Source organism: Kitasatospora sp. NPDC022856 (assembly GCF_055561235.1).
This window is the reverse complement of the sequence record NZ_JBVHHE010000056.1, coordinates 21,565-35,157: the sequence shown is the minus strand read 5'-3', so window position 1 is coordinate 35,157 and position 13,593 is coordinate 21,565. Positions and strand designations below refer to the sequence as shown.

The 13,593-nt window shown below is 72.6% G+C and carries 9 protein-coding genes; 7 read left to right on the top strand and 2 right to left on the bottom strand.

Annotation, left to right across the window (positions count from 1 at the left end; genetic code table 11):
• Positions 1-302, top strand: a 302-nt coding sequence (locus ACZ34W_RS35150) for a hypothetical protein (RefSeq protein WP_465610031.1), incomplete at its 5' end; no start/stop codon positions are given.
• Between the two features lie 300 nt (positions 303-602).
• Here ACZ34W_RS35150 and ACZ34W_RS35145 read toward each other — a convergent pair.
• A complete protein-coding gene (locus ACZ34W_RS35145; RefSeq protein ID WP_465610029.1) occupies positions 603-1,340 on the bottom strand; it encodes a hypothetical protein in 738 nt (245 codons plus the stop codon).
• Between the two features lie 1,348 nt (positions 1,341-2,688).
• Between ACZ34W_RS35145 and tap the strand changes: the two genes are divergently transcribed.
• The 6 genes from tap to ACZ34W_RS35115 all read left to right on the top strand — a co-directional run bounded on the left by tap (position 2,689) and on the right by ACZ34W_RS35115 (position 13,010).
• On the top strand, positions 2,689-5,235 hold the full coding sequence (gene tap, locus ACZ34W_RS35140) for a telomere-associated protein Tap (protein ID WP_465610027.1): 2,547 nt from the start codon (positions 2,689-2,691) through the stop codon (positions 5,233-5,235).
• Positions 5,236-5,341: 106 nt separating this feature from the next.
• Positions 5,342-5,686 carry a hypothetical protein gene (locus ACZ34W_RS35135; protein ID WP_465610025.1) on the top strand — a complete coding sequence of 115 codons (345 nt, stop codon included), beginning with the start codon at positions 5,342-5,344 and terminating at the stop codon, positions 5,684-5,686.
• A 104-nt stretch (positions 5,687-5,790) separates the two neighbouring features.
• Complete coding sequence (gene tpg / locus ACZ34W_RS35130) at positions 5,791-6,336, top strand: telomere-protecting terminal protein Tpg (RefSeq protein ID WP_465610023.1); 546 nt, start codon at positions 5,791-5,793, stop codon at positions 6,334-6,336.
• 1,575 nt (positions 6,337-7,911) lie between these two features.
• Positions 7,912-9,078, top strand: coding sequence for an exonuclease SbcCD subunit D (locus ACZ34W_RS35125; protein WP_465610035.1), 1,167 nt, complete (start codon positions 7,912-7,914; stop codon positions 9,076-9,078).
• Complete coding sequence (locus ACZ34W_RS35120; RefSeq protein ID WP_465610021.1) at positions 9,078-12,086, top strand: AAA family ATPase; 3,009 nt, start codon at positions 9,078-9,080, stop codon at positions 12,084-12,086. The genes ACZ34W_RS35125 and ACZ34W_RS35120 overlap by 1 nt, the downstream gene beginning before the upstream one ends.
• Before the next feature lie 363 nt (positions 12,087-12,449).
• A complete protein-coding gene (locus tag ACZ34W_RS35115; RefSeq protein ID WP_465610019.1) occupies positions 12,450-13,010 on the top strand; it encodes an HNH endonuclease in 561 nt (186 codons plus the stop codon).
• Between the two features lie 61 nt (positions 13,011-13,071).
• On the opposite strand, the gene ACZ34W_RS35110 is transcribed toward ACZ34W_RS35115, so the two are convergent.
• Positions 13,072-13,566, bottom strand: coding sequence for a putative phosphothreonine lyase domain-containing protein (locus ACZ34W_RS35110; protein ID WP_465610017.1), 495 nt, complete (start codon positions 13,564-13,566; stop codon positions 13,072-13,074).
• Positions 13,567-13,593 lie beyond the last annotated feature (27 nt).

Below are 13,593 nucleotides of genomic sequence, written 5' to 3'. Positions count from 1 at the left end.
TGGAAGGAGGCGCTGAACCAGTTCTCACTATTCTTCGAGGACCGGCTCAGCATCCGATAACCACAAAGGACTTACACAAGATCGCTTACACGCCCGGCACCGTCGGCGACGTCCACGGATGGGGCGAGTGGTCGCTGCCCGTGTTCGAGGATGCCTGCGCACGCCTGTTCCGCTGGTGGACCTGGAGGCTCGAACAGCTGGACGCGGCCGGCCGTGCCGAGATCGACGTGCAGGTCCGCGCGCTCGACCGCTGGTGCCGGGTGATCTACGACGACCGGGAGATGGAGGGGGCGCGGGACTGACCCGGATGTCGGGGCGATGAAGTGACGGGGCGTGTGGCGGCCTCGCACAGGTGGCGGTCGGAGCCCCGCCCCGGGCAGACCAGCGGCCACGGTGGGACGTGGTCCTGGTCGTCCCTGGTGTTCTCGGCCGGCGGCGGTGTCCAGGACGCGACAGGCGATGTCCGGGGGTCGTGGCAGGCATCGGGGTGTGTGCCGCACTCAGCGGCGGGCCCGGCCCGCATCCTGTCGAGCCGTCCAGGCGTGCGTCGATGCCGTTCCTCGGGCCGGGAGGCGTACGGTGTGCGGCGGTTGCCCGGGCGATCACACGTGCGGCGGTGCGGGGGGCGGGGCGCACGGTTCGCGGACAACGAGTGCGAGGTGTTCGGCGAGAGCGTCGAGGGCGGCCGCGTACGTGTCACTGACGCTGTACGGCGCCTCGTGTACGTCCCGGTGTACGTCCCGGCGCATCTCGTTGCTGATGCACTCAGCCACGACCTCCTCGACGGGCCGCTGCTGGATCTCGGCCCTGCGGCGCAGGAGCCTGGCACTCTGGCCGGCCAGTCGGACGGTCACGGTCATCTCCGCGTGCTCCTGCGCAGCACCGGTGACGGTGTCCGCAGGTGCTGACAGCAGTACCCGGCCGCCTGCGGGCACAGCGCCTTCGCCCCGTGCAGTGCGCTCCGTGGGCGCCGGGTGCACCGTTCCTGTGCCGGGATCGGGTACGTGGGGTGGGGCGGCGGTGTTCGTCCGCGGGCTTGGGGGGAGTCGGTCGAGCCAGTCGCGGGCGACCCGGGCGGCGCGGCGGATCACCTGCTCGTCGGCTCCTGCGCGGGTGTGCACCCCGGCGATCCGGTTGATGCGGGCGTTGACCTCGCGGTGTGTGGTGCCAGTGGCCGTGACGAGCTGGTTCACCATCGCGTTGAGTCGCATGCGCGGTTCGGGTCCGGTGTCGGTTTCATCGTTCCGGAGCGTGTCCGGCTCCTCGTCGCCCCCTGGTTCCGGTTCCTCGCACTCGCCGCAGATGTCGAGGATTCGGTCGACTTCCACGTGGCCGCACATCACGCACACGTAGCCGTCGCAGGCGGCGCACAGGCTGGAGGCGCTGTCCGCGTCGCGGCCTCAGGCGCGTTCCTGGGAGATGCACCCGCCAGTGCACGGCGGGGCGACGTAGCGCGCCACGGCCGGGGCCGGATGCGCTTGTTGGCCCTGTTCGTCGCGCGTGGCCGCCTGCGCCGCCCAACGGGCCGCGGACTCGGCGCCCGCCCGGGCACGGGCCTCCTGGCAGGCGGCCCATTCCGCTGGCGTGAGCTGGCCGGCGCACGCGACCACGGGGGCGGGGAGATCGTCGTAGCGCGGCCACTCGGCAGCCTCCCGGCGGCACAAGCGCCGGGTCGTCCTGGCCCGACGGGTACACGTCGGCATCCCGCATCTCCCATCTGGTCGCGCGGTCGGGCATCAGTGCGTCGCTGAGCGGGTTTCCCAACCTGCGCCAGCATAGGAACCCGGACCGACGACTCGTGCCGGTGCCGGGGCGCCGGTTGTCTCGATCGCGACGGCCGGGACCCCGGCAGAGGGCGGGGGAGGGGTACCGACAGCACACAGAGCTGCGGTGCTCACCGCAGGCCGCTCTGGTTCGGCCGAAACCTGTTGTCGAACGTATGGCTGTACGGACGGTTGCTCATAGCTCATCGACTGCCCCGGCCTCTGGGGTCGCGGTAGGTGAAGCCGCGCCATCTGGCGCTTGTGCTCGCCCGCCGTCCCGGTGCGCCGGCCGACGGGGATGACGGGGATGTCGTTCGCCTAGTTGTCGCAGGAGTCCGGCCACATCGAGGGGGTCATCGCCTCGTGTCTGATCAAGCTCGACATGCAGGGACCGGCGGTCGAGGATGCCTTTGGACTTCGGCGGACGGCCGTCCGCCGCACCCCGGGCGGTCGTCCCCGACCGGTGCCGTGCGGCGAACGCGCCTTCGACCGGCGGCGGGGAGGCGGGTCGGGTGCCTGCCCGTCCCCTGTCTGGCGTCACGCCCGGGCTGTCCGCAGGACCGGTGGGCCCTGCCGCAGCCCCCGGCCGGGCAGGGGCGGCGCGCTCGTGGGGGAGGAGCCGAGGCGTCGGCCGGGGGTACGGCGCCGTCCGCTCCTCGTACCGCTGCCCGTCGGCCGACGACGTGCAGACGAAGTCCTCCTCGAGGCGCGTGGGCCGGCGGGCCGGGGCTGGTGCGCCCGGGCGCGTACCCCGGTGTGGCTCATGCCGCGGAAACGAGCATGGTCGCCCTCGGGGCACATTCTGTCCTCGGCGGTCGTGGCGGCTGGGCCGACTGCGGCGTGCTCAAAAGAGTGAAAGTGACAGGGAAAGTTACATCCAAAAGTGAGGTTCATGCTAGCTTGGTTCGTGAGAGGGGAGGTGTCGATGAGCGACGATCTGTTCGCGGCGATCGACGCGCTGCTGGAGCGGCCGAAGCCGGCGGAGGACCTGCCGGTGCCCGCGGAGCGGGAGCGGCTGCGCAAGCTCGGCGAGTACACCCAGGAAGACCTGGCGAAGGCGCTGAAGACCAGGCGGGAGACGATCGTGCGCTGGGAGGCTGGGTCGAGCGACCCGCGCCCGCCCAAGCGCGGGGTGTACGTCCGGTTCCTCGCGACGCTGGCGCTGCGCCACGGCACGGTCGAGCCGGCCGGGTGGCTGCGCCGGGCCCAGGCCTCGGGCCTCGCACCCGCCGCCGTCCAGGCCCCGGCTGACGGGCCGTCGACGGTCGCCCCGGCCGACCCGGCTGACGTGGCTCCGCAGGTACCCGCTCCCGTGGTGCCGGCGGCGTTCGGCGGCGAGCAGCGGGACCAGGTGGTGGAGCTCGACCGCGACGCGGCCGGGGGCCTGGTCGCCGGGCAGCCGGAGCCGTGTGTGCGGTGCGGGCGGCCGACGCCGTACCGCGCTCAGGGCCGTCCGACGCACATGGGCGGCTGGTGTGTCCCCGCCGTCGGGCCGTCGTCGTCGGTCGCCGGGCTCGTGCAGGCCGCCTCTGTCGAGCACTCCACGCCGGCTCCGGTCGTGGAACGGCACGCCGGGGTGGAGGCGGCCGGGCCCTCGCGGGCCGCGCTGGAGGCGCTCGCCCGCCATCCGAACGTCGCCCCCGTAGCGGCGCCCACCGTCCCCGGAGCCGGTCCGGCGGTTTCCCCGCGCCGTGGCGCGCCGTCGCGTCCGGTCGCCGGCTCGTCGTCGCGGGCCCGGAAGGCGGCGGCGAAGAATCCGGCCGTCGAGGGGGCGGCCGATTGGGAGCAGGCCGCCGCCGCGCGGTTCCCGTCCGGGCCGCTCGCGGTGCTGGACGTCGCCCCGTCCGGCCGGGCACTGGTGGCCTACCTCGCCGACGGCACCCAGGCGCCGACTGCCCCGGTCGGCCGCACCCTGGCCGCCGTCGTGGAGTGGGCGCTGGAGCAGAAGTTCGGCTCGCCCAGGTTGCACCGGCACGGCAAGGACGGCGACGCCCTGGTCGTCCTCACCGACGCCGCCCTGGCCGAGCTCGGCCTGCCCCCGATGGGCCGTGACGAGAAGAAGGAGTTCGTCCAGCGCCTCGGACAGCTGCCGAAGACCCACAAGACGGTCAAGGCACTGGAGAAGGCCGGCTGGCAGCTCACCCAGCGCGGCCTCGGGCCGTGGGCGCGGATCTACCGCACCCCCCAGGACGGCAAACGCCAGTGCGTGCAGCTGTGCATCCCCGCATGGGGGGCACTGCCCACCCGCGACTGGTCCGCCGTCCCGGACAGCCTCGACGCCCCCGGCCTGGCCCGCCTGCTCGGCACCTACGCCACCCGGGTCCTCACCCCGCGCGGCTCCACCGCCGTCTCCGGCCTGGAGCTCGTCACCGCGCTGCGCCCGCCGACCCGCGCGGTGCGCACCGACACGGGCTGGACCTCCGGCCCGGTGGAGGGCTCCCGACCGAAGGACGCCTTCGACCCGGCGCCGCCGGAGGTCCCGGACATCCACCCGCTCGCCGAGGGCCGCGACGCGTTCGGCGAGCTGGTGACCGAAGCGTGGGACTGGCACCGCGACCTGACCGACGAGGAGGCGGCGGCGCCGTTCGCGGTGGGCCTCGATGTGAACATGGCGTTCCTCGCCGCCGCGGGCAGGTTGGTGCTGCCGCTGTCCGGCCCGGTCCACGAGCTCAACCCCACTTTCGACAAGACGATCCCCGGCTCCTGGCTGGTCGACCTCTCCCACCTCGACACGAACCCGCTGCTCCCCAGCCCGTTCACCCCGGACGGCTCCCGGCCGACCGGGCCGGCCTGGTACTCGACGGCCAAGGTCGCCTACGCCATCGAGCTCGGCGCCGAGGTCCAGCCCACCGAGGGCTGGCTGCGCCACCAGTCCGGCCCCTACCTCGACCCGTGGCACAAGCGGCTCCGGGCGGCCTACATCGACACCATGGCCGCGCTCGGCGTCCCGCTCACCCTCGCCGACCACGACCCCGTGGCGTTCCTGGACGCCATGGCGGCCCTCAGGCAGGGCGACCCGGCCGAGCTCGCGGTGCTGACCGCGATCAAGCAGACCGCCAAGGGCACCATCGGCAAGATGCGCGAACGCCCCCGCGGCCACGGCTACAAGCCCGGCCAGCGCTGGGCCGCCCTGGAACGCCCGACCTGGGACCCGCTGATGCGCGCCCTGGTCATCGACACCGCCACCGTCAACCTCCACCGCAAGCTCCGCAAGATGGCCGCCGACACCGGCCTGCGCTGCTTCGCGGTCCTCTCCGACTGCGCCGTCTTCGCCTCACCCGGCCCCGGCGCCCTCGACATCCTCACCAAACCGGACGGCACCCTCACCACCTCGCTGCGCCTGGGCGTCAGCCCCGGCCTGGTGAAGTTCGAGGGCAGCAGGCCGATGCCGGAGATCGCCGAGCTGCTCGCCGACGACGCGAACCCGGCCCGGCACATCAAGGCCGGCGGCCAGGTGTCCGCTGACGAGTAGCCGCACCCCGCCCGGCCCGCACTACGCGGGACCGGGCCGGGCCCGTAGCGCAGGACCACCAGCACCTGGTCGCCGACCGGCGGCCGGAACAACCGGGAGGGACCTGATGGAGCACGACCCCAGCGTTGAGCAGCTCGCCGCCGCTTGCCGGCGTCACGCCGGGTGGGCGTCGGCCGCCGGGGTCCGCTTGAAGCCGGAGGTGCGGTCCGAGCTGGCCGAGCGGGCCGGGGCCTGGCTGCGCGCCGCGCAGGCCGCGGGCGGCGCGGCGCCGGTCGCCGCGCCGAGCGAGGCCCACACCGCCCTGTGGCCGGCCGACCAGGGCGGTGTGTGGGACGACGTCCCCACCGGCGACGGCGGCGACCTGGCGCTGCCGCTGGTCAACGCCCGCGAGGAAGCTCTCTCCCGCCGAGACCTCGAGGAGCGCGGCCACCGCCTCACCCCCATCGGCTGAGCCTACCGAACCCGCTGAACCCGCTGAACCCGCTGAACCCGGCCGTCCGGCGCCGGCCGCGGGACAGCCCCGCCACCGCCATCAATCCAAGGAAGGACGTTCCGATGGGGGAGATCGACGAGGGCCTCGAGCGCGCCGAGCGCACCCGCCCGATCCCGCGGTCCACCGCCGCGCGGATGCGGTTCCTGCTCAAGGGCGCCAAGGGCTCCACCAAGGCCCTGGCCGCCGAGCTGGGCGTCTCCCGGCGCACCGTGCAACGCTGGCTCAAGGGCCAGGCCGTCCCGAAGCCCGCCGGGGCGAAGAAGATCGAGGAGCGGGTCCGCGCGAAGTGGCAGCCCAAGGTCAAGCAGCGTGTGCGCAACGCCGCCGAGACCAACGGCTTCATGCTCCACATCTCCGGCACGTTCGGCTACAGCTCGGCGGCCGGCTCCACCGACGACCCCCGCCCTCGCACCATCACCCAGAAGATGCCCGGCAGCGTTGCCCGCAGGCTCTACACCGCCCGGGATGCCGGGGCGTCCCAGGCCGAGCAGGAGCGGATCCTCGCCGAGGGCCTGCGCGAGCACTACTTCAAGGACAACGGCCACCGCGCCCGCGGCCTCGACGTCGAACTCAACGACGTCTCCTGGATGGACGTGGAGGAGCTGTAGACACCTGCGAACTGCCTGCCGGACCTGTCCTGTGGTGGGGTGGCCGGGCCCGGCCACGTGACCCGGCCACCCCACCACAGCTGGGACCGAGCGCCCCGGTTGGCCCGTGCGCGGTTGGAACGGCCGTTGAGTGCCCGGCTCGCGGGCAGCGGCCCGCGGGCTGGATGCGCCGTCGCAGGCGCAGACCAGCACCGTCCCGGCTGCAGCGGCGGAAGAAGCGCACGGTTCCAGGCCTGGCCCGCTGTCCTGATCCTGACGATGCGCGAGACTTTGTCTCCTGGGTGTTCGAGGATCCCGACGCTTTCGGGTGCGACTGATCGGCGCGACTCCGCGTCGGTGGGTGGGCGTTCCGGGAAGGTGTCTGTAGGCGCGCGGGCCCCGGCGGCCAGGAGATCTTGCGGCGATTCACCCCTCAAATGGGCCCGTCGCACGGGTCGGCGCCGAAGGATCTCCGGTGTGTCCGCCTGCAGAGTTCCGGAACGGGGGTGGACCAGTGGCCCCGGTCCGGGTGCGACTGTCCGCTCCGGCGGGATGTGAGTGCTCGTCGCATGTCGAATCTTCCTGCCCGATCGCGGCTTGGCCCGTCCGGCCTGCCGGGGCGGGACCGTACGTTCGACGAGACCGGGCCTGTCCCACCCGGCCCGCTGCCCCACGCGTCTGCGGAGACGAGGACGCGTCCGATGCCAACGATCAGCGCCCGCGCCCAGGGTCCTCGCTTTCGCCGATCGATGACGGGGCATCGTGGCACCGGACGAAATCCCGCCCTGTCACCTCTGCCGGGTCACGGCTGCCGACACCGTCACCGACCTCTGCCGCGCCTCTCCGGTCGGCGATAGCCGTTCCTGCCGGTGAGCAATGGGCAGCGCGGTTCGGATCCGTGCAAGGCGATTCACGAACCTCCCTCCGGCGGGGTCCGGCGGAGGGAGACTGTGAACGCCCCGGTGGGGGCCAGACACAACCCCTTCGCCCCGGGCGGCGGACCCGGTCGCCCAACCGGATCCGGCCCCTCGCGGTCAGGCCCGGTGGTCGTGGTGCGGGCGGCAGGCCCTCCAGCGGGGGTGACCGTTGCGTCGTGCCCCGCGGCCGAGCTGTTCCGCCTGGCCGGCAGGGACGACGCGATGGCGGGCGCCGTGCTCCAGCGGGCTGCGCCCCCTCTACACCGGGGCACTGACACCGGAGACCGGACCAGAGCCCACGCATTCGAACTGACGGATCAATCTCGATCGCACGATGCGGCGGCATCCCGGCAGCGCTGCCTCACGTGCGGTGTACGCGTCCGCTCCGACCTCGGCGAACGCCCGTGGTGCAGGGCCCATGGCAGCAGGAGCCGGTCGAGCGGCCGGCAAGAAGCGCACGCTCTCACACGCGCCCCGGTCGGCTTCCCCCGCACCACCGTCAACCCTTGCACCACCTGTACGCCCGTGAACGGCAGTGGCAGCGTGGCAGCACCGCACGTCACCGCGCCGCCGAACTGTTCCCGGCTTCCCGCGGCACAAGTCCATGGACCTGTGCGGGCACCGCCGCGCCGCACAACACCCCTGGACGGAAAAGGAGTTCCACCACATGACAGCCACCATCCGGCTGCTTCACACCTCCGACTGGCATCTCGGCCGGACGTTCCACCGCGAACCGCTCATCGAGCACCAGCGGGCGTTCGTCGACCACCTGCTGGCCGTCGTCGAGGAGCACCAGGTCACCGCCGTCCTTGTCGCCGGTGACATCTACGACCGTGCCATCGCCGGGCTGGACGCGGTCGCGCTCTACGACTACGCCCTGAACGGGCTCGCGGACCTCGGCGTCCCCGCCATCATGATCAGCGGGAACCACGACTCGCCGCGCCGCCTGGGCGTGGCCTCACGCCTGATCGAACGCGCCGGTATCCACCTGCGCACCGAGCCCGCCACCTGCCACGTACCCGCCGTGCTCCACGATGCGCACGGACCCGTCGCGTTCTACGGCTTGCCCTACCTCGAACCGGCCATGACCCGCGACGAGCTCGGTGCCACGTCCCCCACCCACGAAGCCGTCCTCGCGGCGGCGATGGACCGCGTACGCGCGGACCTGGCCACCCGCCCCGCGGGCACCCGCTCCGTCGTCCTCGCCCACGCCTTCGTCACCGGCGCCGCCGAAAGCCGGGACAGCGAACGCGACATCACCGCCGGCGGCATCCCGACAGTCCCCGCAGCCGTCTTCCACGGCGTCGACTACGTCGCCCTCGGCCACCTCCACCGCCCCCAGAAGGTCACCGACCGCATCCGCTACAGCGGATCCCCCCTCGCCTACTCCTTCGCCGAGGCCCGCTACCCCAAAACCATGTGGCTCGTCGACCTCCACCCCGACACCGCCCCGACGATCAAGTCCCTGCCCTGCCCCGTTCCCCGCCCACTCGCCACCCTCACCGGCCATATCGAGGATCTGCTCGCAGCCCCGGCGCACGAAGCGGTCCGCGACGCATGGCTGCACATCACCCTCACCGACCCCAAGCGCCCCATCAACGCGATGGACCGCCTGCGCCATCGCTTCCCCCACACGGTCCACCTCGAGTTCACACCCGAAGGCGCCGCCGACACCCCCGTCCACTCCTACGCCCAACGCACCCGCCACCGCACCGACGCCGAGATCACCGGCGAATTCATCAGCCACGTCAGGGGAGGCCTCGAACCCGACCCGGCCGAAGCAGCCCTCCTGCTGCAGGCCGTCGAGCAGGCCCGTGTCGAGGAAACCGTGAAGGAAACCGCCTGATGCGTCTGCACCACCTCTCCCTGCAAGCCTTCGGACCGTTCCGCACCCGCGAGAACGTCGACTTCGACACACTGCGCCAAGGCGGTCTCTTCCTCGTCCACGGCGTCACCGGAGCCGGAAAGTCCACCATCTTCGACGCCGTCTGCTTCGCCCTGTACGGGCACGTCTCCGGTGAACGACACCCGCTGACACTGCGCAGCCACCACGCCGATCCCGCCACCCTGACCCAGGTCGAACTGGAATTCACCATGGGGGAGCGCAGGCTGCGGATCACCCGCGCACCCCAGCAGGAGAAGGCGGCTCGCGCAACGCCACTGCCGGCCAAGGCCCACCTGATGCAACGGTGCACCGACACCGCCTCCGGAGAGGAGACGTGGAAGCCGCTCGTCTCCGGACACCAGGAGACCAACCGCGAGATCAACGCTCTGCTGGGGATGAGCCGGGAACAGTTCTGCCAGGTCGTCCTGCTGCCCCAGGGCGAGTTCGCCACCTTCCTGCGAGCCGACGCCCGCGACCGGGGCGCCGTCCTGAGCCGGCTGTTCGGCACCCACCGGTTCACCGCCGTCCAACGCTGGCTGTCCGACCACGCCAAGGCCACGGGCACGCTACGCGACGAGGCTCTGGCGGGAATGCGGCTCGACGCGGACCGCATCCAGCACGCCGCCGAAGCAGCGGGCACCACCACCATCACCACCGGCCTCCCCGGCGCCGACGCCCCCGACCTCACACCCGGCCAGGTCCTCGACTGGGCACACACGCTACGCACCGCCACCGCCACCGCTCACCGCGACGCCGCGAAGGTGCTGGCGAGCGCCCGCGGCGAACACCGTGCCGCAACGGAGCGGGCGGAGACGGTCCACGCCCTCGCGGAGCGCCAGCACCGCCACCGCACCGCGACCGCGGCCCTCGCGGACCTGCGGGCGAAAGCGGACCACTTCGAGACGCTGGAGCAGGCCCTGGACAGGGCCCGGCGTGCCGAGCCGGTGCGCGCCCTGCTGAGCGCTATGCGCGCCGCCGACCGTGAACACACCGCCGCCGCCAAGACACGGGACCGCGCCACCCAGGACGTCCCCGCGCCCCTTGCCCTCGGCAATGACGCCGACCTGGCCACTGCCGAAAACCAACTGACCAACGACCTCGGCCAGTTGGAGGCCCTTCGCCACGACGAGCAGCGCTTCGACGAGCTCGCCACCGTCCTCGCCGCCCTCGACGCGGAGCTGGAGCAAGCCGAGACCGACCAGGCGGAGATCACCGACTGGCTCCAACAGGCGGATGACGAACGCACCCGGCTCACCGCCCGGCTGGAGGCGGCGCAGCGGGCCCACACCGAGGGCGTCCGACTCGGCGCCACAGTGCCGCAGCTCGCCCGGCAACTGGACGCCGCCCGCCGGCGCGACACACTCACCGCGAAAGCCGCCAAGGCCCGCGCCAAGGCCGAGAAACTGAAGGACGCGGCACTCGCGGCAGGACTCCAGGCCCGCGACCTGCTCGACCGCAGACTCGAAGGAATGGCCGGTGAACTCGCCGGACAACTTCACCCCGACCGGCCGTGCCCCGTCTGCGGCTCCCGCGCCCATCCCACGCCCGCGACCACAGCGGCGGACCATCCCACCCGAGAACAGGCCACGCACGCCGACCAGGAGTTCCGCAAGGCCGAAAAGGCCTGGCAGAAGGCCGAACTGGAGGTGACCAAGTACACCACGGAGGCCGAAACAGCCCGCGAACAGGCCGGCGACGCCACGACCGCGGACCTCACCCGCGCCCACCTCGACGCCGAGCAGGAACACACCGAACTGCTGCGCGCGGCCGCCGACACCGCCCCCGCCGAAGAACAGCTGAGGATCTGCGACGAGACCCGCGCGCAGCGCACCGACGAACTCACCGCGATCGGCAAGCGTGTCGGCGACTACCACGGACGGCGCGAGAGCCAGAGCGAGGAAGCCGGACTCCTCGGCCGGCGGATCGAAGCAGCGCTCGGCGGCCACCCGAGCGTCGCCGACCGCATGTCGCACCTGACCGGACAGCGCGCGACGATCACGGCGGCCCGTGCCGCGATCCAGCACGCCGATGTCGCGGCCACGGCCCTGGCCCGGGCCCGACGCAACGCGGAGGACCAGGCCACCGACGCCGGCTTCGACACACTCGCGCGGGCCGAGGAAGCGCTGCTGGCACGGGAGCGGATCGACACCATGGCTCAGGAGATCACCACCTGGCGCACCGAACAGGCCACCCGCACGGCCACGCTGACCGACCCGCAGGTCGCGGCGGCTGCCCAGGAGCAACCCGCGGACCCGAAGGCCGCCGATGAGGCCCTGACCGCCGCGACCGAGCGCCTGACCGCCGCCACGACCGTCGAGAGCACCACCCGCGTCGGCGGCGAGGCCCTGGCCGCCCACATCGACAGCCTCACCACGCACACCACCCGGCTGGAACCCCTGAACGAGGAGTACAGGCGCGCCCGACACCTGGCCGACCTCGCAGCAGGAACCTCCACCGACAACCGCTTGCGCATGCACCTGGAGGCCTACGTCCTCGCCGCCCGGCTCGAGGACGTGGCGCAGGCGGCCAACGCCCGCCTGAAGCGGATGTCCACTGGCCGGTACCTGCTGTCCCACACCGACACCCGCACCGGCCGGGGCCGCTCGGGACTGGGCCTGGAGATCCTGGACCAGTGGACCGGCCAGACCCGTGACACCAGCACCCTTTCGGGAGGCGAATCGTTCTTCGCCTCCCTCGCCCTGGCCCTCGGCCTCGCCGACGTCGTCGCCCACGAAGCCGGCGGCAGCCGACTCGACACCCTCTTCATCGACGAGGGCTTCGGCAGCCTCGACGAGGACACCCTCGACGAAGTCCTCCAGGTCCTCGACGAGCTGCGCTCCCACAGCCGCGCCGTCGGCGTGGTCAGCCACGTCGCGGACCTGCGCCGGCGCATCCCGACCCAGATGCAGGTCCGCAAGAGCGAGAACGGCTCGACCATCAAAGCGCTGGAGTGCGCCCCGGCTCACTGACGGCTGAGTGGGCGACGGCATCCTGACCGTACGCAGAACACACACGAGTCCGGACCACCGATGGCGGGTGGTCCGGACCCGTGTGCGTTCCGATCGGTGGGCCTGCTCGCCCGCCGCTGCCCGGCGCGCCCGGAGTAAGGACCTCCCGGGGCCAACGGCGATCGCGAGAGCCGGCGAACTCCCCGTGCTGATCGCCGCCCGGCCCGCAGCCGCGCAGCCGGGCCACCCTGACCTCGCCGACCATGCCCTGGCTGCCCCCGCGCAGGCCGATCCGCAGATCGCCGACCGGCACGCCGACGAGGCGAGGCGAGCGCCCGAGCGCCGCCACCCCGGTCGCCCGCGAGAAGCGGCGGCGCCTCGGAGATGAGGCAGCCACAACCAGGACCGCGCACGCCCAAGACGCACAGGTGCACTCCCAGCTCAACGGACCTTCCAGGCCTCGGCACGGCCTGCGGCCGCGGCACCGTGGATGGTTGCGGACGAGCGGGTGCGGTGGGCTGCCGGGGCATTCGCGGCGCCGGCAGGCGGCGATCGCCGGCGCCGCCGTGCTGTCGGATGCCCGTGATCGCTGTTGTCGCGCGCGGAGGGTGGCTGTTCGGGCGTCGGGGGAGCGGACGGCTGCGGCCGGCTCGCTGTCGAGCGATCAGCGAAGGTGCCCACATCCGCCCATTGAGCGAGGGAGGCCCGGACTACCTGGGCAACGTCCTGTGCCTGTGCTCGGGTTGCCACGCCCAGTTCGACGCCGGTGGCCTCTGCCTGACCGATGACCTGCGGGTGGTGGAAACCGTCACCGGCGTGGTGCAGGGCCGCCTGTCGACTGTGCCCTTGCACACGGTCAGTGTGGAGCAGGTCCGCTGGCATCGCGCCCGTTGGTCACAGCACCTCCCGCCTTGGCTGGCGGGGCAGGGGCAGGAGAAGCCCTGACATCGTCAGGCTCCGCAGCCCTCGCGGGGCGGTGTCCGATCGCGAGCGAGGCCGCGGTTTGTCAGGGTGACGCCGTGTACCGCGGGGTGCGGCGTACGAGCTTTGTGCTGCCAACGGGGCTGGTGTACAGGCTGGTTCGGTCGCCGTACTCGCCGAGTGCGGTGGCCTCGTCGGTCTTGTAGGGGAGTGCGTCGTTGATGCCGAGGGTGCGCAGGGCGGCCAGCACCCGCTTGACGTCGTCCTCGTCGGTGCAGTCGGCGGTGTAGACGATGACGGGGCGGCGGGTGGAGTCGCCGTCGAAGGGATTGCCGAGGGTGGCGGTCTTCGCCCCCGGGCCGAGCCTTCCGTCCTCCACCGCCTGTTTGACGAGGTGCCAGCCGGCGTCGAGTGCGCGGACGGGCAGGAACCAGAGCCACTTTCCGTGCGGGGTGGCGGGTGCTTCGCGCAAGGGGAAGCAGAATCCGGTCGCGGAGGCCCACAGCCACGGGCGGTCGGTGACCGCCGAGGGGCGTTGCGGGCGCCGGTGATCGGCCGTCCGGGTGGAATGTGTGCGCACGAATGAACTCTAGTTCCCGAGCCTCTC

What these genes read in the sequence shown, in the direction of transcription:
- ACZ34W_RS35145 (WP_465610029.1), bottom strand. Translation starts at nt 1,340, where the DNA reads ATGTGCGGCCACGTGGAAGTCGACCGAATCCTCGACATCTGCGGCGAG.
- tap (WP_465610027.1), top strand. Translation starts at nt 2,689, where the DNA reads ATGAGCGACGATCTGTTCGCGGCGATCGACGCGCTGCTGGAGCGGCCG.
- ACZ34W_RS35135 (WP_465610025.1), top strand. Translation starts at nt 5,342, where the DNA reads ATGGAGCACGACCCCAGCGTTGAGCAGCTCGCCGCCGCTTGCCGGCGT.
- tpg (WP_465610023.1), top strand. Translation starts at nt 5,791, where the DNA reads ATGGGGGAGATCGACGAGGGCCTCGAGCGCGCCGAGCGCACCCGCCCG.
- ACZ34W_RS35120 (WP_465610021.1), top strand. Translation starts at nt 9,078, where the DNA reads ATGCGTCTGCACCACCTCTCCCTGCAAGCCTTCGGACCGTTCCGCACC.
- ACZ34W_RS35115 (WP_465610019.1), top strand. Translation starts at nt 12,450, where the DNA reads ATGAGGCAGCCACAACCAGGACCGCGCACGCCCAAGACGCACAGGTGC.